The organism is Legionella wadsworthii DSM 21896 = ATCC 33877, assembly GCF_000701265.1.
GTDB lineage: Bacteria > Pseudomonadota > Gammaproteobacteria > Legionellales > Legionellaceae > Legionella > Legionella wadsworthii.
Map to the genome: position 1 here is coordinate 261,253 of NZ_KL370761.1, position 21,780 is coordinate 283,032.

The following is a 21,780-nucleotide window of genomic DNA, read 5'->3' on the forward strand; positions in this document are numbered from 1 at the left end:
AACTAATCCTAATGAAGCACCTTTTTCTTAGTATAAAACTGACACAGCAAAATTAATGTCCTAAGATTTATTTATAACCTATTGGTTCTTTTTTAATACATATATTGATGTTCTGATGCATCTCTTTTAAATAAATTAGCTCAGGATTGATTATGAAAAAAAAGCTGGTAGTGATTATTGCCCTATTGATAAGTACACATTTAGAGAGCAGGAGCTATTATGGATCTTCTCTCTGCATTTACAAGCAATATGATTGTCTTAAAATAAGTCAGGGAGATACCTGGAAAACCCTTTTTCCTGATCCCAATGAACGTGATATCGTTCAGCGATTGAACCGCAGCTACAATTCGCTATCTCCTGGAAAAGAAATTGCTGTTCCTGTCAATTTAGCTCATTTAGATATATTCGATATATCTCCTTTCCCCTTAAATATTGATACAAAAGGAGAAAAACAAGTTATTGTAGATCAAGAAAAACTAGCATGGGCTGCTTATGATTCTCAGGGGTATTTAATCAAGTGGGGTCCTATCTCTTCTGGTCGAGATAAATGTAATGATAGCTCTGATTCATGCAGAACACTCACTGGAAGGTTTCGTATCTTTAGTAAAGAAGGTAAAGAATGCCATTCTAATACATATGATAATGCCCAAATGCCCTATTGCATGTATTTTCATAAAGGTTTTGCCCTTCATGGATCCAATGATATCCCCGGATTTCGTGCAAGTCATGGTTGTGTGCGGATGTTTGTCAAAGATGCAAAATGGATGAATCAGAAATTCATCGAATTGTCGCATGAGAATAATAATTTTCATGGGACAATTGTCATAGTCAAGCCGTTACTCGATGAGATCTACCATTAAAGTTGGAAATGGAACCCAAGAAATTTAATCTAACTTCTTTGTCATAATCAATTGCCAACAGAAGAAAAACAACCCGTCTTTCGTTTCTCTCTTGGGCTGTTAATTCTTAATACGAGAAAACCGGATAAACCAGAAATCAAAGAACCAAAAATGACACCAATTCTAACTAAAGGCATCAAACTGGAGTTAGAATTTAAATAAGCTAAAGAACCAATAAAAAGACTCATCGTAAATCCCACACCACAGATCAAAGAGATGCCATAAACTTGTTTTAAATTGACTTTATTAGATTTTAAAATTTGTTTAAATTTTATAAAATAACCTAATGAAATGAAAATTCCTATCTGTTTCCCTAAAAATAATCCCAAGCCTACTCCCAAAACAATAGGATTAATAAAAACAGATAAATCAAATCCAATAAGAGAAACCCCAGCATTAGCAAAGGCAAAAACAGGTAATATGATGAAAACCACCCAATAATGCAATCCATTTTCCAAACGAGTTAACATGGAGGATTTCCCTGAATCAGGAATTGTCATTGCAATCACAATCCCAGCGATAGTTGCATGTATTCCGGATTCTAAAACTGCAACCCACAACGCCAATCCGAAAAAAGCAAAAACTGAAATACGTCGGCAATTAAAATAGTTTAAACCTACCAGTATTAATATTAATGCAAAAGAAATTCCAATAAAAAGTAATGATAATTTCTCGGTATAAAATATTGCAATAATAGTAATCGCTGCAATGTCATCAAAAATAGCAATAGCTGTGACTAAAACTTTCAATGAATAAGGAACACGAGAGCCTAATAAAGCAATGATTCCTAAACTAAAAGCAATGTCTGTCGCAGTCGGAATTGCCCAGCCCTTGAGATAAACAGGATTATGAGCATTAAATAAAATAAAAATTAGTGCTGGGAAAAATAAACCACTGAAGGCTGTAACGAGAGGAACTAGTAGATTGGATTTTTCACTTAAAATGCCTCGATGTATTTCTCTTTTAATCTCAAGCCCTATCATTAAAAAATAAATCGCCATTAATCCGTCATTTATCCATAAGATTAATGGTTTGTTTATTGAAAAATTTCCAACGGTGAAGCTACCATGAATATGTAGTAAATGCTCGTATGCACTATTCAGAGGTGAGTTTGCTATGATAATTGCTAGAGCCGCGGCAAAAAATAGTAAAATACCTCCAATTGTTTCTAAATTATAAAAATTATTTGATTTAGACATAAATTATCGTAGGCTTTTGTGTTCGTGATCAGTTTATACAATTTTTAGTAAGAGTAAATTCATAATAAGAAAAACCTTAGAGTTCATTAGGGTAATATCTAAAAAATTAAGACTAAATTACATATCTTTTTGATTAATACAGTTTGATTCTAAAAAAATTATATTATTAGCAAGATCTCTATTAGTGTAATTCATAAGATGGTTCATTTTCGAAGTGCAAAAGATAGCACCATATTTTCTTTTACTGACTTACCGAATGTTTCCTTTATCGCAAAAGCTGAAATCCAGTTAAGGTATAGAATTTGGCTGTAACCTTATTATTTTCCTGCTTTTTTATCCAAAACCAATGATAATAGTGTGGCAATGACAAGCGTTGCGGTAATAATAGACAAAGTCTGTTCAAAATTAAAATGTAACTCGAGTGATTTACCAAGTAAAGGCTGAAGTATAAGAGCACTCATCATAAGTATCATATTGGATGTCGATAATGCTGTACCCCGAAGCTCCTGTGTGACACTGTCTTTTACTACTCCAAAAACCAGAATATATGCAGAAGAGAAAAAGCCTGTAAGAAACAATAAAAAGTACAATATCCCTAAAAAATCAATCTTCAAATAGACAACACAGGAATAACACAACAATGTTAGTGAGGCGAATATTGTCATGACTATTTGCCTCTTTATACCGCATTGGACAAGCCAGGCACAAAACGGTCCCCCAATGGCGGCTCCGATAAATATGACAGACATCAGCGTACTGATGGTATATAAAGACATTGCTGGATAACGATGGACTAAGAAAGGAATTCCCCACAAATTAGCTATGGCATTGATGATTGAAATCATGGCAAATCCATAAAGTCCTGCAAGCCAGACTTGCGGATTTTGCAGAACTTGTTTTAACGATTTCGAGAGGGATATCTTTTCTTTTTCTTCAGAAACATGCTCGGGGTCTTGAATAATAAAAATAACCAATATTGTAACGAAAATGGCGCAACATCCAACAAGATACATGGTCACGCGCCAACCCACATGGGTAATCAGTGATGCCATACCAATTTCCCCAAGTGCTACGCCCATCATCGCTAATGTCTCCGAAATACCCACCAGCATCGTAAAGTGCCGATTAGAAAACCAGGATGCAGTGACATAAAGCATTCCAATAAAACCAAAGGCACTTCCAGAGCCCATGATGAACCGAGCGAGATAAGCTTGCCCATATGAATGACTTAACCCCAATCCAAATGTGCCAAGGGAGAGTAATATCGAGGCCGATATTAAGATTTTACGTGCCCCAAAGCGATCATAAGCTAATCCAACGGGAATTTGCATGATCACATAGGCTAGAAAAAAAGAAGCAGACAGTGAACCTACTTGGGTTTTGGATAATTGAAAATCCAGACTCCACTGAGACGCCATCAAACCGGCAGTTGCTTGAAGAAAAAATTGAAAAAAAACATAAGTGGTAGCCATGCCCCAGTTGAGCCATGGCATGAGGTGTTGTCGATTAAGCATTTTATTTCATCTAATAAATTAGTATGGTTATATCATAAGAATGTGAGTAGCTCTATTTAGATTGGGTATTAATTCACTCATCCGATTTTTACTTTAAGGCTTTTAACAATAATTTTTAAATATCCAATGAAGTCAAGAACGCTATCAAATAATAACATATAATTCAAATAGCGTATTTAATACCCAAGTCGAACATTTGATTAAAAGTTATGCTCCTGAGCGTGTCCTCGTAACAACTTTACTGGGTTTTCTTTTTCCCTGTACCAAACTTTTATATACCCTTTTGACTAAATGCCTGAATTTATCAAGTAAGGGAATAATTCATACTTTAATCTTAACGACTTATAAACCTTTATGTATTTAAATTAACTGTTTGAACATAATATTTAACAGTTCACCTCAATTACAATCCAAATGAACACTAAATGTATTGACTGATGAATATCGATTCGCAATAATCATTTCTCAGCATTTGATCAATGTGCTCACAATTCGTCGCGCAACTTCCATTTATATACAAGGAGACTATTATGCTAACAAGATACCATATAAGACTGCTCTTAGAAGAATGCCGCGAAATAGGTTGGAATGGGCTAGATAATGGGGTAACTGCTTCTATACCGCAACTTCAACTTGATCTTGTAGAGCCTCCACATGATTTTTTAGGTGTAAAAGGAAATCCAGCTGTTTTTATAAATAAAAATACTTATAAATTATTAGGGCATTTACATGAAAATTGGGTTGTTAATCAAACTATTGCTTTGAAGACCAGCTTTCTAAAACAACAAACTGTCAATGTTATTGGCGCAATTGTGCATGAAGCAGGCCATGCATTTAATGTTTCAGCTAAAATCGCAAATAATGAAGCAAATGCATATATCTATGAAATTGAAGTGATGCTAAAACTGCTCGAAACAAATAGTCCCTTACTCTTTGGTTGTACCAACAATGATATTAAATCCTATTTTAATGAACGACTTCCTTTCTATAATAAGGAAATTTCAAAAAATAAGCACCTTGCCAAACTGGTAGATTTTATCAAAGAGCAATTTAATCTTAAGGAAGAAGCGCTTTTATCAAAAGATTCAAAAAGGGTTTCTGTCTTTTTGACAGGTGTCACTTTATTTACTCACAGTCAGTGGAATAAAGAAAATGAAATCGTTTCCTCAAAAATGAGATTGAATGCCTCTTTCTATAAGAGTTAAAGTAACTGTCAACTACATTAATTAAGGTTTTTTATGAAATATCATGTACTTCCTATTCCCAAAAAATTAACTCCTCAGGAAAATAATAATAACCAATTAAAATTTGCATTTCTTGATGCCAAGAGAGAACTGAAAAACAACTTGACTAAATTATGTAGAAAAGAAAAAGGGATGCATTCTAACGAAATATTTTATCTTTATGATAAAGAGAACATGCAGAAACTAATGAAACAGCTCAATGATGGAGATGAAATTGTTCTCCATGGAGAAGGTCAGCCTTTCCTTATTGGTCTAGAAGAACCTAGTGATTACGATTTAACACCCTTTAAATTAGCTAAATTATTAGCAAAAAATAACTTACCAGATATAGACATAAATATAAATTTATTAGCCTGTTTTTCCGCCACACAATATTGTGAACTAAATTTTGCCCATGATACCTCCGATGCACTCTTTACTATATTTAAATATGAGAAACCAAAGGTCACAGGTTACACAGGGATGATAAAAGTGAGTGACAATGCTAAATTTTCAGTAACCACTGAAATGGAAAAAGATAAAAGAGGCACCCATGGCAGCCTTAAAGATGCATGTTTAGTCTATCGAAATGGGCAACTGATAAAAAAAGGACGCATTCTAGGTGATAATTCCCATATAGCTTACTCTTGGGCTACTGTATATATTGAAAGAGCAAGAAAAGAAAATGCGATTGTAGCTTTGGCAAAAGCAAACATTGATAATCATGGTAAAGCTAAAATCACACGTTCAAAATCATTTGACGCTAATTTAACCACAGAGCGAGAAGAGCAGGCCCTAACACCAACCTTAAGACGCAAACAATCAATGTTATTCTTTAGCCCATCTGAAGAATATAAGAACCCTATGACTCCTGAGAATACGAGCGTTCTATTACCTGGATCACTTTAAATTGTACAGTATATTGTGGGAAATTGGATATCAGTAACAACTGACCGACTTTTTAGAAAAAAACCTATCAAAATTTAATATGAGTAATTTACATATCGAATCTTTTGGCGTCGCTTTGTAAATTAATTAGCCTTCTTTGGGTTAATTATAAATAAACTTATTAAAGGAAAGATTATGCTGTTCATAAGCAAGCAGGTAACAAATACTTCATGTTGGGTCAAATGACCCAACCTAACCTATGCTTGCTATGGTTAACGAATGTAGCTGTCTATTGTTCTTAGGGCTTTGTAGATGGATTGCTCTCAGACTTTTCCTCCTCGGTTTTAATTTCCTTTCCTGAATCACCAAATAATGAAAATTTGACTGGAGAACTGGGGGACACAGGAGAGCCTTCATTTTCACTAGATACTGGCGATGGTTCAGGCGAAAGAGGAGTATCTGGAGAAAGAGGAGTACCAGGTGATGAGGGTGTGGATGGAGAAGACCTATGCTCGGTAGATGCTGAGGGGCTGACTGGTGAAAGATCTGGTTGGAGTGGATAGATTGGCCTCGACATTTTTGCGCCCTTTACCAAGAGATTAATATGAACAAGAGAAGGATCCTCTCCGAGCAGCTTCCTATTACTCTCACTAAGAAAAATGTCTCTTGCCGCATCCACAGTGCTTGAGGTACCTGAAAATAATGTCATTTTGAGTGGTTTCTTGAAAATATTTTGTATGTCTGTTGTTAAAAATATAGGTGTAACGACACCTCCCTCTATTAAATTTACATCCGAATACAACTCCACTTTATTATAGCTTTCAGGAGGAATTTTTTCTCGGATAGAACTCAAAATTTCCGCTATGGTTGTAGACGCACCTGATATTGGCACTCCTAAAAATTCCATCTCTGTAGCCACAGCTCTTTTGTCACTATGTAACATGGTTCTAATATTCAATTTAGAATTCACTTTGGAGTCATGCGCCAAGCTGATAGCCAAAGTTCTGGTTTTCGAATTTATCCCAAAACTGACATATAAATCTTTAGGCATAGTATATTCTCCTCATTTAAACTTGGTTACCAAACAATCTGTACACATGCTTCCCAGCTTTGTTCAGGGATCGTTATCATGCGTTTCCTCATCCCGGTTTGATCTCTTTCTGACTCAAACATTAAGCCTGAAGCATGGAGTGACGCATCACATTGACTGGCTGTGGGAGATGATTTTGGAGAACGAGGTGAATCTGGACTTAAGAGTGTTTCAGATTGAGAACAATCTGAAGAACTAATTCCAGCACATCTGGTTAAAGAAGCTCGTGGAGTAGACAGGAGCAAACACCCTCCAAAGTAAAATTCAGGGATCACTTCAGCAACCTCCTGATGCATAATAAGTTCTCCAAATAGGTATGGCATGCTTCCTTGTTGAGCATATATTAACCATTATAGTCCAAATTAAATCTACTCCTCATGGAAACCAAAGCATCTTAATGAATAATGGGGGAACCAAGGTGAATAGGGTCAAGCCTTAAAAGCAGCTGAGTTTTTGACTATCAAGATAAATCAACTAAAACATCACAAGGAAAAGAAAAATAATTAAAACTCAAGATCTGCCCCTCAAGGTTACCATCTATATTTGCTGCGAGGTTACACACTTATGGAAATCTCAAATTTTTAAATTTAAAAATCAGTTATTTTTCAAGAGATTCTATATACGAAGTCTCTCTAGAAACTAATTCGTTTCCAATAAGTCACTAAAAAAATTAATGATGCCAAGAAAAGTTAAGGCAACTCAAATGAGTTAATTTAATACTTATTGAGTTAAATTTGAACCAAAAGGACTCATTTATAATATAATAAAGTTATATTACTAATTGAGTAGGTTTGGAACAGTGTATTATAAACCTGAGGCAAGAAAGAAGTGAGTTTTGATATCTATGAAAGAATGAGTTCCGATGATGCTCAAGAAGAGCTTTCCGAAAACATTGATAAATTGGATACTGGGGAAAGGAACACAAAACTTAGTATGGGGGAAAATTTATGGCTACTACGCCTAAGTTCGGAATCCCAAAAGGGGGTTTTAGTTATCGAATCCAGGCGATTCATTTATTCTCAAGATAAATGGGAAAGGAGCACTGTCGCTTTAAGGTTAACCAATAGTGGTTGGCAGGATTATGAAACTTCTTACAATCCAAATGACGTACTCCCAATTACCAAAGAAAATGTGAACGCTCATCTTACTGGTTTAAAAGATATATTACAGGCAAAAAAATTCTACCCTAATAACATGATTTATCCGGAATTAAAATGGGAATTACGAAATAAGGAGATGGAGGCTTTACCCGATGGCCATCGTTTCAAAGTAATTCTGCCTTGCCCTGAAACAGATAAAGGTATCCTAAGAAGATCTGAACTAATGCAAAAAAAAGATATGTCTGCAGATCAGTCTGGTTTACAACGAAACAGAAAAGAGAAGCCATTACCAGTTATGATATCTTCTCTTCCTGATTTTGGATATTATAAATCAGCGTTACAGAACCTTAAACCGGCCCCCGAACATACAACTGAATCATGTAAAAAAGACTTTTTCGATCAGTATAATGAAAGAAAAAGAACCGATTATTTTAAAGGATTAAGAAATTACAATCTTCCTGACGGTGCAGATTTAGAAAAAATTTTAAGCCATGCACAAGAAAAAAATAACAGGACCCGAAGTATTTGTATTAAATTAGGATGGTTAGATGAAAGTGGCCAGCTAAATAAAGGAGCACCTAAGTGCGTTGAAAAAGCTTTTGAGGACATGAAAACACATCAGTCTATGAATGTACCTGGAAATTCTTAGTATTTAAATATTAAAAAGCCTAGAAAGTAAAAACTGACTCAGTTTCTTGTAATCAGCCAACTCTTGGATGCTTTAGGAAAGTGGATATAAACCATGGATATAATAGATATCCCCTCTTTATTTACATTGAAGATAAAAGAATTGGAGTTTTCCTAGCTTTATACCAATCATTTTATTTATTAGGTAATATCTATTTTTTTTAATGGACTAATTTATGTTTTTCAATAAGCCAAGAATTAATCGCATAGCACAACATCTTGAGAAAACCATTGCTGAGATATGCAGGAATAGATGGGCCTATTTACTTAGTTTAGAAGCTCCTGTAGAAAACCTAATCTATGACAAACATTGCGGAGATGATATCGATCTCTACAAAATAGTCGAAACCCCAGCGCTTTTTCGTGCTAAAGAGCACTTTTCCTGGGACTATCCTTATCATGATCCAAGAGAGAATATGGCCTACCTCAGGGATAATTCCAGGCTTCAATATCTTTACTATAGCAACTTTTTACGATATGCCAAACAGATAAACAGCGAATTGAGCGCTAAAGAACCTAACTACGAAACCATCATTAAAATAGCTCATCAATTAAAAAACCAAGAAACAAAAGTTCCTTCTGTATACACTGCTGAAATCATCAACATAAAAGTGGGAGGAATCTTGAAAGGTAACCTTTTCCTAGATTTCTTTGAAGGCATTATTGGTATTTTTTATGCTCCTTACATGTCCTTAATCGGTGTGATTTCTGCTCGTCCATATTGTTTAGGTTATTCGCAATACTGTGGCAGTCCTCAATTCTTTTTAGATACAGCCCTTTATTTTTGTGAATCCGTTTTGAAAGTGGTTCGTTCTGTCATCTTTCCGCTTGGCATGCTTTACTCGGTTTACACAACAGATAGCTTTAACCCTTTCACAAAAGGCGATGTCGAGCGCTCTCTTGAGGGAATTATTGCATTGGCAGAACAATTAAAGAGCACTTCGCAGGATCTAAGCCTCGCGGTCGTACCGGTCTAATGCATTAATTAGTATCCAATTTCCTCTATTTGAGGACGATGTCTGCCAAATAATACGCTTCATTAAGTTCCATTTTGAAACCACTGCCGCACTTAAATTTGGTACACACTGTGTACCAAATCTTACAATTCCATTAAATCTTATCGAGATTCAAAAAGTAACGGGTCGCTTTAAGTTCGCCAGTTCGTTTGAGAATATTTTTTTTCACCAAGTCATTCAAATCTCTGGTTGTTGTAGCTATAGGTGCGCCTGTTATGCTCATATAGTTTTTAGCACTTAAACCACCTAAAAATCCATCAGGCCCCGCTTGAAATAATCTTAATAAAACCTTTTCTTGTCTTGGATTAATTTTCCCTTCCGCTTCCCTTAAAATGACAGATTTCTTAATAATAAAATCAATATACAAATAAGTGCTTTGTTGCGCTTCTAAAGCGATGTTAGCAAACCAGATTAACCAAGATGTTAGATCTAAGGTTTTACTTGCTAAACCTAATTGTTGATAGTATTCCTTTCTCTTTTTTAATAATATTTTTGCCAATACTGTCATTACTGGTTTTGAAAATGCTTGTGATAAAGCTTTTTCTGCTATAGCTCGTCCTATTCTTCCATTTCCATCTTCAAAAGGGTGAATGCTCTCAAACCATAAGTGGGCTATTCCTGCTCGGGTTAATGTGGGTAAAGGAGCTGAACCAGTGAGAGAGCTCCCTTCAAACCAATTAATAAATTGATTCATTTCGGCCGGAACACGTGTTGAGGGAGGCGCTTCAAAATGGATTTTTCGATCATAATCAGGTCCAGAAACAATTTGCATTGCTTCCTCATGCTTACGATATTGACCAATATGTTCCAAATGCTGGCTAGCACCCATTAAAAATTGATGCCATTCAAATAAACTCTGATGTGTTAGTGGGCTAGAAATCGTTTGATATAAATTAACCATCATTTTAGCGATCCCACGCTCTGCCAAGCTAGCTCCAGGAGCTTGTGTAGACAAGCCTAATTCTTTTTTTATAGAAGATTGCACGCTATCTCTATTTAAATGCTCCCCCTCTATTTCAGAGCTATCCAAAGCATCCGTACACATTAAATCCATAAATAAATTTTGTTTACCTTCTTGAGATATATGTTGGGAAGAACCAATAATAATACCTGCATTCTCAGTAAAAGATTGCTCAAGCATCACTAATTTATCTGAGTCCCAAGTAAATTTTGGCCAATTTTCAAGCTGCCAATTCCAACTCATGATTAATAACCTCATATTTTATTAATCAAAATATAGCATAGTAGTGATTAATAAAGTATGGGGTTATTAATCACCTTTTGTTTCTTTAGAATTAATAAAATTAAATAATTGATTCTTTAGCGTCAGGAAATTGCCATTTTACGTATTAAATTTTGTTTCAATTTTTCACATTGCGAAGCAATGTATATTGCGCCCTTAGAAAATTCTTTTCTTCGGGAATATTGAAAATCAAAAGGAAATATCAATTCAAATCATAATTAGGTCGAAGGCGAGCGTTTCAGTAATCAAGAAATCCTCGATCACTAAATAGCAACTTAAACTATAGGTTTTATGATTATTACAAAAAGCTAAAATGTAGTATCCGGAATTTCCGGATACTTCATTTAAATTAATTATTTTTATGATGGCTTGTAGCTCTAACAAATTTGGTACACAGAGTGTGCCAAATTAAATTATTCCTCAACGAAATAGTTCAGAATGAGAGCCTGTACGAACTAGCTTTATAGTTTTAGTTCATTCTCATTTTATAAATAAGTAACCAATCGGCAGAAATGTGGCATGTGCCTGCCAAAGTTTGTTGATTAAACAACGCAGAAGTTGGGGCAGATTCAAATTCGTTTATTATTGTAAACAAGATGGTTTTTTATTCATATGGAAACCTCATCAAATGATTATTCATTCAGGTTAATGTGGACGGTATGCGTTCTGTTCGATGCTCAGTTGACTGTCCGGCCGGATAATAGTCGTGACATTTCATTTTCCGTTACTTTTTACAGAACCGTGGATCCGCAAAAGTTTACTGCTCGCGATAAGTATTGCTTGGAATTTAAAAAGCCGTCAAGCCTTTTGAAGCCTGGTGATCTGATTGTTATTAAATGATATTGTTTGTTATTAAAAAAATTTTCTGGTATGTTTTGTCCCATTTGGCCCAAGTGAATATTTTATATTGGGACACTTAAAATCAAATGTTTATAAGGGTGTCCCCACTGTCCCAATTGCCCCAATTTTTTTGTAATGGTTTACATTGAAATTTATGAAGAATACATCTGGTAATGAGACGATTACCTCCAAATTGTTAACTAACATTAACAAGGTTTTAATTATCATTATGATTAATACTGCCATAAACCAAAATAAGCTTCATTTACTTGACAGAATATGTGATATTTCTTAGTATTCGACCCAAGTGACTAATATATAACCACTAACCTATAGTTATCACCCGATAAGTATTTCCTTTTACTTAAAACCAACAATAAAAACTCGGCGCTGTAACTCATTTTTAAATGAGGCTATTTTCTTTGTGTAACAGAAAGCTATTTAGCCAGCAATAAACGGGGTTTTAAATGAAAAAATTACTATTATTGAGCATTCTTTGTGTTTCCAATGTTGTAATCTCTGCAGATATAAAAGTTTATAAACCTGATACTGCTTGGTTCACATCCAAACAATCCTCAATGCTGTCCATAGCAAATAATCTATTACTTCGGCATTACAATAAAAAAATAAATGACAAAGAATTTGTTAGTGAGTTGCTCAAATGTTCTTTGAAAAACAATTTTTGGTGCTCAGGAAGACTTGGTGATTGGCTTTTAGAAAAAAAAGAATATTCTGATGCATTTTACTTACTTACTCAGGCAAATGATAACTTACACGACTCATTTAGTTTTTCTCTTGGCAAAATGTATCTTGAAGGTATTGGTGTTCTTCAAAATGAGGAAGAGGCTCTTCTCTATTTTAAAAAAGCGGCAAAAGCAGAAGTAGATCTAACAGGAGTCCGCAAATATGCTGCCTACAACATAGGAGTAATTTATACTCAAAAAGAACTAGGAAAGAAAAATAATAACATTGCGAACATAACTAAAGCTTATGCTTGGTTTAAGGTATCAAAAGCTTTGGGATATGATGCTGAAATAGAAGTTAATGAGGTTTTAAAAGAGTATCTTGCTTCGCGTAAAGGCTTACTTAAAGCCGATAAACTAGCTACTCAAATCTGCTCCACAATACCTAATTGTCAATAACTATAGAGAATAAGATAAATATTATGCTACTATGATAATTAAAATTCTAATTTCACTTGTAATGCGCATAATGTGAAAATAATGCCATTATTGAGATTTATAAATTCTATTCTGTAAAAGGAGTTTACATGAGAGCATTTGATCCATCCGATATAAAGACAAAAAAAGAAATAGAAAATATTCAAAACCGACTGAATACAATAATTGCATTGGCAATAGAAAAGGAAAAAACCAGCCAATTATTTGAAGCTAAACAATTGTACACTGAGGCCCAACACCTATCTTTCCACGCAGGAGAAGGACTCAGAGTCAAAATTATTAACGAAGAAGCAGATATAAAAACTTGGCATTGGATTAATAAAAAGATTGAAACATTGCACAAATAATCAATTTAAAATGCCACAACATGCCCAGGGTGAATACATTTCACCCTACGCATATTAATTTAAGTCAATAATTGGGTCAAGGATCCACCTACTTGGTCGCGAACCTCCCACTCTTGAATTTGCTGTAAACAATTCAGAAAATACAACTGGTAGTTTAACTAAAACTCCACTACAACGTGTTTGCCTGCCTCACCAACATTAAATATAAAATATCCTTGAGATCTATTAAGCGGGATAGAGTTATTCAAATAATTATAGGTTAAGTAGCGTACTCTACTGTACTTGTGTATTTCAACGTTATCCTTCTATATTTTAATATGCCGCTGCGCGGAATCGAACCGCAGACCTTTTGATTACGAATTAGAAAATAACGGTTTTTAGCCATTTCGACACGTTATTATTCTCTTTTAATTTCCTTTTAATTACTTGATGTTATTACCATATTACGTTATAAGTTCTTTTAATGAATTTGACCCAATTCTTCGACACATATTCGACACGCAACTAAAAAACTGTGAGAACAGGATGAGAATCAACAAAACAAATATTGAGAACTTAACGATCCCCCAACCTATTAAAGCGGGGCAAAGTGCACAGAAGAAATATTACGATGACAATCTCAAAGGGTTCGGCGTTCGTGTGACCTCTGGAGGAACTAAAGCTTTTTTTGTCGAGAAGCTCATTAACAAAAAGTTAAATCGAATAACTATAGGTCGATATCCAGAAATTAGCCCAGATTTGGCAAGAAAGAAGGCTACTGAGCTCCTTGGGCAAATAGCTATGGGAAAAGATCCAGTTGCTGAAAAACGAGCTGAATCTATGCGTGCTATTACGCTTAATGAAGTATTTCAGGAGTACTTAAAAACCCGAAAGACATTAAAACCAAAAACGATTAGCAACTACAACCATATCATTAACAAAGCCTTTCTTAGTTGGAAAAGTAAACCGATACTTTCAATTACCAAAGATCGCATCAGTAAACATCATGAAAAACTAGGCAAAGAACATGGCGAAGCATATGCCAATCTAGCCATGCGAGTATTACGCGCCCTATTCAATTTTGCTTCAGGCCAATATGAAGATGCTCAAGGCAAATCATTAATTTTAGAGAACCCTGTAAAACGCCTATCACAAACCCGCGCATGGTATCGTGTAGAACGTCGTCAAACCTATATTAAACCGCATGAATTGGAAGCTTGGTATAAAGGACTTAAGAAGATAGAAAACGAAACCCTACGAGATTATTTGTTACTAGTTTTACTAACTGGCTTAAGAAGAGAGGAAGCTGCAACTTTAAAATGGGAAAGTGTCGATTTAGCAGAAAAAACCTTTACCGTGGTTAAAACAAAAAATAACGAATCCCATACCCTACCCCTCTCAGATTTTCTCCATGAGTTATTGAGTGCTCGTCAAGAGAAGAAAATTAATGATTATGTATTCCCTGGAACTGGTGCTGCAGGTCATATTATTGAACCTCGTAAACAAATGGCTAATGTAACCAAAGCATCTGGCGTTCACTTTACCGTTCATGATTTAAGACGTACCTTTATCACTATTGCTGAAAGCTTGGATATATCAGCTTATGCACTTAAACGGTTAATGAATCATAAAATGACTAACGATGTGACTGCCGGATATATCATTACTGATGTGGAACGATTGAGAAAACCAATGCAATTAATTAGTGATTATTATTTGAAGTGCATGGGAATTGTGAAATCAACTGAGATTATAGACATCCCACAGCTCCAATTTGTACTGTAGTGAGATTCAAATTGAATATGTAATTTTGTATAGTTGCTGCTAAATTAAGTTGCTTCTATTTTTAGATTAAAATAGCAAAAGCCCCTGAATAGCTTTTATCCATAATTCTATGTTTAGATTTAGATCTTTTAGTAAATAGAAAATTTCTTCAAAATCACTCCCATTATTATATTTCACCATTGGGTAAACTAATTTGCCAGAAATTAGAATTAAATCTAGTATGACATTCGACAAAATCATCAAAATATTCAATATTTATTATTGGAAGAGAATATTTATAAATTTCTTTCCCATTCTGTTCTAATTTCAATACCGAAGCAGTTAGAGTTTCATGTAATACCCATTTATATGCTTTTGCCTCAGTTTTAATAGAATTAAAATCCACAACCCATATTTTAGAATTAGTTACTATAAAAGGAGTTATGTAATTTTGTTCTGTATTTGAATTTATCTCACTTGAAAAAGCACTGATTGCTTTTGTAATTTGATTCTGTGCTTTAAAGAAATTGTTTTCAGAATCACTTTTAGAATATTTTTTATATTCTTTTTTGTTATCATTATAGTAATAGAAGTCTCCCGTAAAAGTTTGAAATGCCCCCCACCCTTCAGCATGAAACTGAACAAGCCTATTATTAGTGTTTTCTATTACTAAGCCATGATCATTGAATAAGTTAGAGGGATTATTCGCCTCTCTGATTAATATTAAAGATGATTCTGGAGTCGAACCTTTGCATTCCCCAAGTAAATGCCTACCTTTCCATTGAGCAGAAATTATATCTGGCTGGATATCTGTATTATTGAACTTAATGCACTTTCCAATTGTTGTGTGGTAACTTCTCTTATCTAAAACGTCTTTAACTAGATTAAATCCACTTTTCGATGCTGCTTCAATTATCTCTTCTTTAGACATGGAAATTTCCCTATACTTACATGAGACTTATTTTAAATAATATCAGAAAATCTTTCTAATTATAGCAATTAAAATTTTGGTTCTTTGGACTAAGTGACTATTCTAAATAGATTACAATCATTAATGACACATACCTAAATCGGTTCAAAACTTCAACATTGCAAAGCAATGTATATTGCGCCCTTAGAAAATTCTTTTCTCGGGAAAAATTAAAAATCGAATATAGAGTTCAATTCAAAATCTGTATTGGGTCGTACGGGAAAGTTCAGTAGTCAAGTAATCCTTGACCACTAAATAGCAATTTATAAAAAGTTAAATTCTGAAATTTTAATTAAATTAAAATGAACATTCCGGAACTTCCGGATACTTCATCTAATATTGAAGATTTATGGGGGACAACCGGATTATTAAATTTGGCACGCAGTGCGTTCCAAATCGATGTGAAGAGAAATTGCCCCCTTCAAATAAATGACAAAACACATTTGAACAATATATTAATAATTTTGATTGGTACAAGTGGAACTTAGGGGACAACCTTGATTTTACTTGGCTATCAGCGTTCCACGTTCAAAATTTGCGATGGTACTAGTGGGACATTCTGTAGAGAATATCTATACTTTTATTAAACTCGTAATAAACTCATTCAGTGATTTCATGGATTCTTCCCAGCTCGCAGGATTTTTATTGTATACTAAAGGACCAATAAAGTTTTGATATCTGACTTTGTACTTCTCCTGCTCTTGAATTCGTTCATAACCATATAAGAGTTCTTTGTATGGATCATCTCTAAACTGAGGGTGCTTGTTACCGTAATCTTTAATATCTACTTCAATGACTTCTTTTACTAATTTACTTATTTTATCCTTATCTGCATTCGATTGATGGATGAGATGGAGATCGTAAATATGTCGAACCAATGTTTCATCATCCGTTCCTGAAAGATTTCTCTCATAAGCCGCGGTTCTTCTAAGTAAAGCTATCAGTTTTTCACTGGCTGTAACTTCAATCGTTGCGCAATGGCATTCAGGAATTTCTGGAGATAAGTTGAGTGTTTTTGAATACATGGAAGAAATTGGTACTGTAATAATTGAATCAAGAAGGAATGACTCCTTTATTTCTAATTGTATCTCAGGACGAATAGCACTTATGGTAGGGTGAAAGCGAGGATATTTTATATTACATTGTAAATATTTTCCCTCATCACGCTTTCTTTCCTCATTCAACTTAAGTATTGTCTGTGCATCTAACAATGCATAAAGTTTTTGATGAAAGAAACCACGTAATTTCCGTTGCTGACTTCTCGTTTCGTTTTGAACATCCGAGGATGGTATTAACTTGATATCCACATCTTCAGACATACGAAATATGTCTATGTGAGCCTTGGATAAGCAAGTCCCACCTGCAAAAATAATTGAATATCTAGGATCATTGATTGAGTGAAGCAACTTTAATAATTGAATAGCGTAGTAGTCCTTTTCTACGAGGACTGGTTCTTCTATACCAAGAGCATCAGCAACCTCTGCAAAAATCGTAGGGTCTATTTTTTCCATTAAAAGCTAACAACCTTTAAGGTAAATTTATCTGTGCCAATTTTACGATTAAACCTGCTTCTTACAACAACCTCAGCATTTGCGGGTATTTGTGTAGAGTTAGTGAGATAAGATTTCGTTGCATCGGAATATTGCCACTTTACACCAAGTCGGGTTAATGCTTCTTTAGAGATGGCTGTAAACCCCCCATCAGCAGCAAGCATTGGTTTTCCGGTAATTCGATTTATTCTGGCTTTTGCATACAGCCCATAACCTACTTTGAGCAACTTTCCTTCTCTGGATAATTCTTTTAATGCTCTGCCAACTTGATCATAATCACTTAATTTTTCAAAATCAGAGCGTAAAAAAACCTGGCGTTTAGATCGCCCGATCTTTTTCTCAATTTTACTTCTAAGTGATGCGCGTGACATTGCTCTATTTCCGATAGTTTCTTACAACACAAGTATAGCAAAAATACGACACTTTTCAAAACAAAAATACGACACTTTATCTGATATGAAATTTCTGCACGTAGGTCTTTGTGATTGAAAAAAGTTTAGGGAACATGTGGTACAAGTGGGACGGTAGGGTTATTTAGTTACATTTTCATTGAATTTGTTTTCCATTGTTGACTTTAATTTTTAAACCACGTAATAATCTATTTCGTTGTTTTAAATAGCTTTATAAAAATGGCTATAAAGCTATATGGAATTTAGGATAGGTAGAAAAGTACCAGTATTACTGGAATTTTCAATGATGGATTTATGGAAGAGCCTCTTTGGCGGCATTTTATTGCCGATTGAAAATTCTTTTAATGACGAGGTATTACTATGTCTAGAAAAAATGTATCCCGCTTACAACTCATCAACGAATTTGAATCAGCCCCAGACTCTACCCTTTTTAATCAAAATACACTCGCTGCAGTTTTAGATTGCTCCGCACAATTATTAGAACGAAACCGTTGGGCTGGTCAGGGCGTGCCTTATATTAAAATTGGTCGTACGGTTCGATATCGCAAATCAGATATTCTTAATTATCTTCAACAACAATGCACTTATAACCTCCTTCAAGATGCCCGTTTAGCAATTCTTTGGTCTTGTGATTGATTGGAAGGTGGTGGAACACCTCCCTGTGAAGTTGTTGGAGAAATAGAAAATGAATTCGAATCAAATATATCATGTGGATTTTAAACAGTCTAAACGCATTAAATCATTTCCATATGCTGGTGGAAGCTTTCAATTAACCTCTGATGGGGTAATTTTTATCGGTAAAGATAAAGATAATAACGAGCTACCACCTCGATGGATATGCTCCTCTTTGTATGTGGTGGCCAAAACTCGTGATGCTCATAGTGGCGAATGGGGTCGATTGCTCGAATGGGTCGATGATGATGACGTGAAACATCAATGGGCTATGCCTTTGGCTTTATTACAAGGGGATTCTAGCGATGTAAGACGGGAGCTGGCACGATTGGGGTTGACTATTTCACCCAGTAAAACTGCTCGTGATTTATTAGCATCTTACATACAAGTTTTTCCTGTTGAAGAACGTGCTCGTTGTGTCGATAAACTGGGGTGGTATGAAGAGGTTTTTGTTACCGCAAATGAGGCTATAGGTCAATCAAGTGATCAAATCGTTTTTCAAAATGCAAATAGTCTTGAACCTGCATTGTCTGTCGCCGGCACTATTGAGGATTGGAAGAGTTCAATTGCACGATTGGCAGATGGTAATTCCAGATTGGTATTTGCAATATCTGCTGCATTTGCACCAAGCCTTGCTAAACTTGTTGGTGAAGATTCAGGAGGGTTTCATTTTCGGGGCGCTTCTTCCTCTGGCAAAACAACGGCGTTAAAAGTCGCGGCTTCTGTTTGGGGTAAACCGAATAATTATATTCGTCTGTGGCGAAGTACAGCTAATGGCTTGGAAGGATTAGCTGCACTCCATAATGATGGTTTATTAATATTAGATGAACTTAGCCAAATGGATCCCAAAGAAGCCGGTGAATGTGCTTACCTCCTTGCAAATGGCCAAGGTAAAACACGCGCTTCCCGGTGTGGTACCGCAAGACAATCCATGCGTTGGTCATTGCTCTTTTTATCGGCTGGCGAGGAGTCGTTAACCTCATTAATGGCCAAAGCTGGTCAGCGATGCAATGCAGGTCAAGAAATTCGATTGGCAGATATTGAAGCCGATGCAGGTGCCCAGATGGGATTATTTGAACAGTTACATGATCATATAAACCCAGCCTCCATGTCACTCTCTTTAAAAGAAGCTGCCAGTCAATACCATGGAGCAGTTGGGCTAGCATGGCTTCATAAAATTGTGAATCATCGCGCTGAACTGATCCCCCTACTAGCTAATAAAATCCAACAATTTGTAACTAAGGTCACCAAGCCTGAGCATTCTGGTCAAATTCAACGTGTAGCTAGACGCTTTGCTTTGGTTGCTATGGCTGGTGAAATAGCGAGCCATTTTGAATTAACTGGATGGAAACGAGGCACAGCCTGTCAAGCAGCTGAAAAGTGTTTTAACGCTTGGCTAGAGGATTTTGGAGAGCATGGTAATAGAGAAGATCGAGCCATACTATCGCAAGTTCGTGCCTTCTTTGAGAAAGAAGGAGCAAGTCGGTTTGAAAACGAAAATCATCCCAATAGTGAACGCCTTTATAACCGGGCTGGTTTTTATCGAACTGATGACGAAGGTTTTCGAATCTTTATGGTTTTATCCGAAGTTTATAGAAAGGAGATTTGCCAAGGATTCGAACCTAAAATGGTGAATAAAGTGCTTATTAATGCTGGTTGGATAATCCCAGGGAATGACGGCAAAGCCTCTCAAAAACGAAGGATTAAAGGAGTTGGTATTCCTAGATGTTATATTTTCACTGAGAAAGTTTGGTCTGACGACTATTAATTGTCCCACCCGTTCCACCTTCAAATTTGATTGTGGAACGTTTCTAACCGAGTAAATATGCGGTTGTTCCACTTGTTCCATTTGTACCACCGAGATTTACTAAACTCATTCCTAGTTAATTGTAGAGGTTCATTAGCCCGGCCTAAAATACCAAGAACAGCTAAAAATGACTTAATTTTAAACAAAACTATAATATATATTATGTCTAAAAGGAATTAACATGCGTATATCTAAATTTATTTATCTTCCATTTTTGTTATACAGCTCCATTAGCTTTTCATGTTCTTTTGATACTGACTGCGATGTCGGAAGTCATTGTTTAAAAGGAAGCGGACAGTTATATGGTATATGTGCCGGAGGAATGAATCCTGGTAATAGCTATGATACCCAACCAGTATATAGCCCTATGGATATAAATCACTCTTATGGTAACACATGCCAATTTGATACTGATTGTGGAGTTAATTCACATTGTATGAAATCAGGAGGCTCAATTTATGGGACATGTATGTAATAGCCACCAAATTAAGAATATACATATTTTTAATAAATGGATGATAATTTAAATGCAAAATAGGGGGGGCTAAAACAGGGATAAGAAGAAGCAAGTAGGTTGGGATATTTTTTTAATAATCAATCTAACAAACCCCGGAATGTTAAATCAGAATGTCCTACGCTTGCTTTATTTATTTTCTGCTTGCTTGTCCATAATTTGTTCTTTAAATTCATATAAATTTCTATTAATACTATCTAAATTACTTTTTTGACTATCTAATAAATTTATTTGATTTTGAACCAACTCTTTTATTCCTATAATTTCTTCCTGAGAATAATTACCTGAAACAGCGTTGCTTGATCCAGTTGATACATAAAATTTCTCTATTCTATCTAATAACTGTTTATTCCGGAGTGAAAGCTGAGTATTTGCTTTTGTTGCATTTGTTATTTGGTCTTGGAAATTGCTTATTTGAGCAGAGAAATAACCAACTGAAAATTTTGTATCGATATACTTTGAAGTAAAAATAACGTAAGAATATGCAAATATTAGTAAGCCGAGCATTATTAGTAAAAAGGAGACCGATAGGGTTAGAACCCAAACCATGCAATTATTTAGTTTTTTAGCAATCTCTGAAAACATTGTTAAAATCCTTTTAGACTTAACTCCAATCTTCGACACATATTCGACACGCAAAAAAATTTAAATTTAAACTTGCACTAACTCCTTGATTCTACTATGCCGCTGCGCAGAATCGAACTGCGGACCTTTTGATTACGAATCAACTGCTCTACCGACTGAGCTACAGCGGCTCTAGAAAAAGTATACTTAAGTTAGATGATGATGCAACTTATTGGGAACAAAATCTTTGGGGAAAAAAACGTTGCTCGATTTTAGTGAAAAAAAACAAACCATTATATGATATTTATGTAATTAAATCTTGT

General features: G+C 35.1%; 20 protein-coding genes and 1 tRNA gene. 11 read left to right on the plus strand and 10 right to left on the minus strand.

The annotated features are described in order from the left end of the window. The first annotated feature begins 152 nt into the window (after nucleotides 1–152). Complete coding sequence (locus tag BU07_RS0115605; protein ID WP_031567669.1) at nucleotides 153–860, plus strand: L,D-transpeptidase; 708 nt, start codon at nucleotides 153–155, stop codon at nucleotides 858–860. A 47-nt stretch (nucleotides 861–907) separates the two neighbouring features. On the opposite strand, the gene nhaA is transcribed toward BU07_RS0115605, so the two are convergent. Further along, nucleotides 908–2,098: a Na+/H+ antiporter NhaA gene (gene nhaA / locus BU07_RS0115610; protein WP_031567671.1), complete on the minus strand. Its 1,191-nt coding sequence runs from the start codon at nucleotides 2,096–2,098 to the stop codon at nucleotides 908–910. A gap of 317 nt (nucleotides 2,099–2,415) precedes the next feature. Further along, the gene (locus BU07_RS0115615; RefSeq protein ID WP_031567673.1) at nucleotides 2,416–3,612 is read right to left on the minus strand and encodes an MFS transporter; all 1,197 of its coding nucleotides are present in this window, start codon (nucleotides 3,610–3,612) and stop codon (nucleotides 2,416–2,418) included. A 530-nt stretch (nucleotides 3,613–4,142) separates the two neighbouring features. On the opposite strand from BU07_RS0115615, the gene BU07_RS16880 reads away from it, so the two are divergent. Together BU07_RS16880 and BU07_RS0115625 are read left to right on the plus strand one after the other, a co-directional pair. Beyond that, entirely contained in the window at nucleotides 4,143–4,817 is a 675-nt protein-coding gene (locus tag BU07_RS16880) for a hypothetical protein (protein WP_031567674.1), read from the plus strand. Between the two features lie 33 nt (nucleotides 4,818–4,850). Next, on the plus strand, nucleotides 4,851–5,744 hold the full coding sequence (locus BU07_RS0115625; protein ID WP_031567676.1) for a hypothetical protein: 894 nt from the start codon (nucleotides 4,851–4,853) through the stop codon (nucleotides 5,742–5,744). A 277-nt stretch (nucleotides 5,745–6,021) separates the two neighbouring features. Here the strand turns inward: BU07_RS0115625 and BU07_RS0115630 are convergent, their stop codons facing one another. Both BU07_RS0115630 and BU07_RS0115635 read right to left on the minus strand, forming a co-directional pair. Next, a complete protein-coding gene (locus BU07_RS0115630; RefSeq protein WP_031567678.1) occupies nucleotides 6,022–6,774 on the minus strand; it encodes a hypothetical protein in 753 nt (250 codons plus the stop codon). A 26-nt stretch (nucleotides 6,775–6,800) separates the two neighbouring features. Further along, entirely contained in the window at nucleotides 6,801–7,109 is a 309-nt protein-coding gene (locus tag BU07_RS0115635; RefSeq protein ID WP_031567680.1) for a hypothetical protein, read from the minus strand. A gap of 532 nt (nucleotides 7,110–7,641) precedes the next feature. Between BU07_RS0115635 and BU07_RS0115640 the strand changes: the two genes are divergently transcribed. Together BU07_RS0115640 and BU07_RS0115645 are read left to right on the plus strand one after the other, a co-directional pair. Further along, entirely contained in the window at nucleotides 7,642–8,562 is a 921-nt protein-coding gene (locus BU07_RS0115640; protein ID WP_133134476.1) for a hypothetical protein, read from the plus strand. A 214-nt stretch (nucleotides 8,563–8,776) separates the two neighbouring features. Next, nucleotides 8,777–9,577, plus strand: coding sequence for a hypothetical protein (locus tag BU07_RS0115645; RefSeq protein ID WP_031567684.1), 801 nt, complete (start codon nucleotides 8,777–8,779; stop codon nucleotides 9,575–9,577). A 133-nt stretch (nucleotides 9,578–9,710) separates the two neighbouring features. Here the strand turns inward: BU07_RS0115645 and BU07_RS0115650 are convergent, their stop codons facing one another. Beyond that, nucleotides 9,711–10,820, minus strand: a complete 1,110-nt coding sequence (locus tag BU07_RS0115650) for a Fic family protein (RefSeq protein ID WP_031567686.1) — start codon at nucleotides 10,818–10,820, stop codon at nucleotides 9,711–9,713. Between the two features lie 1,346 nt (nucleotides 10,821–12,166). On the opposite strand from BU07_RS0115650, the gene BU07_RS0115655 reads away from it, so the two are divergent. From BU07_RS0115655 to BU07_RS0115665, 3 genes are all read left to right on the plus strand, one after another. After that, nucleotides 12,167–12,841: a tetratricopeptide repeat protein gene (locus BU07_RS0115655; RefSeq protein ID WP_031567688.1), complete on the plus strand. Its 675-nt coding sequence runs from the start codon at nucleotides 12,167–12,169 to the stop codon at nucleotides 12,839–12,841. 128 nt (nucleotides 12,842–12,969) lie between these two features. Next, nucleotides 12,970–13,227 carry a hypothetical protein gene (locus BU07_RS0115660; RefSeq protein ID WP_031567691.1) on the plus strand — a complete coding sequence of 86 codons (258 nt, stop codon included), beginning with the start codon at nucleotides 12,970–12,972 and terminating at the stop codon, nucleotides 13,225–13,227. A 525-nt stretch (nucleotides 13,228–13,752) separates the two neighbouring features. Further along, the gene (locus BU07_RS0115665; protein ID WP_031567694.1) at nucleotides 13,753–14,991 is read left to right on the plus strand and encodes a tyrosine-type recombinase/integrase; all 1,239 of its coding nucleotides are present in this window, start codon (nucleotides 13,753–13,755) and stop codon (nucleotides 14,989–14,991) included. 166 nt (nucleotides 14,992–15,157) lie between these two features. Here BU07_RS0115665 and BU07_RS0115670 read toward each other — a convergent pair whose 3' ends face one another. The 3 genes from BU07_RS0115670 to BU07_RS0115680 all read right to left on the minus strand — a co-directional run bounded on the left by BU07_RS0115670 (nucleotide 15,158) and on the right by BU07_RS0115680 (nucleotide 17,861). Continuing rightward, nucleotides 15,158–15,901: a hypothetical protein gene (locus BU07_RS0115670; protein ID WP_031567697.1), complete on the minus strand. Its 744-nt coding sequence runs from the start codon at nucleotides 15,899–15,901 to the stop codon at nucleotides 15,158–15,160. A gap of 611 nt (nucleotides 15,902–16,512) precedes the next feature. Further along, entirely contained in the window at nucleotides 16,513–17,451 is a 939-nt protein-coding gene (locus BU07_RS0115675) for a nucleotidyl transferase AbiEii/AbiGii toxin family protein (RefSeq protein ID WP_031567699.1), read from the minus strand. Further along, nucleotides 17,451–17,861: a DUF6088 family protein gene (locus tag BU07_RS0115680; protein ID WP_031567701.1), complete on the minus strand. Its 411-nt coding sequence runs from the start codon at nucleotides 17,859–17,861 to the stop codon at nucleotides 17,451–17,453. Before BU07_RS0115680 ends, BU07_RS0115675 begins: the two co-directional genes overlap by 1 nt. Before the next feature lie 399 nt (nucleotides 17,862–18,260). On the opposite strand from BU07_RS0115680, the gene BU07_RS0115685 reads away from it, so the two are divergent. The 3 genes from BU07_RS0115685 to BU07_RS0115695 all read left to right on the plus strand — a co-directional run bounded on the left by BU07_RS0115685 (nucleotide 18,261) and on the right by BU07_RS0115695 (nucleotide 20,854). Further along, nucleotides 18,261–18,536, plus strand: coding sequence for a helix-turn-helix transcriptional regulator (locus tag BU07_RS0115685; RefSeq protein ID WP_031567702.1), 276 nt, complete (start codon nucleotides 18,261–18,263; stop codon nucleotides 18,534–18,536). A 49-nt stretch (nucleotides 18,537–18,585) separates the two neighbouring features. Further along, nucleotides 18,586–20,340: a DUF927 domain-containing protein gene (locus BU07_RS0115690; protein WP_031567704.1), complete on the plus strand. Its 1,755-nt coding sequence runs from the start codon at nucleotides 18,586–18,588 to the stop codon at nucleotides 20,338–20,340. Between the two features lie 220 nt (nucleotides 20,341–20,560). After that, on the plus strand, nucleotides 20,561–20,854 hold the full coding sequence (locus tag BU07_RS0115695) for a hypothetical protein (protein WP_031567706.1): 294 nt from the start codon (nucleotides 20,561–20,563) through the stop codon (nucleotides 20,852–20,854). 168 nt (nucleotides 20,855–21,022) lie between these two features. Here the strand turns inward: BU07_RS0115695 and BU07_RS0115700 are convergent, their stop codons facing one another. Both BU07_RS0115700 and BU07_RS0115705 read right to left on the minus strand, forming a co-directional pair. Further along, complete coding sequence (locus BU07_RS0115700; protein WP_031567709.1) at nucleotides 21,023–21,478, minus strand: hypothetical protein; 456 nt, start codon at nucleotides 21,476–21,478, stop codon at nucleotides 21,023–21,025. Between the two features lie 97 nt (nucleotides 21,479–21,575). Continuing rightward, nucleotides 21,576–21,648, minus strand: a tRNA-Thr gene (locus BU07_RS0115705). Nucleotides 21,649–21,780: the final 132 nt, after the last annotated feature.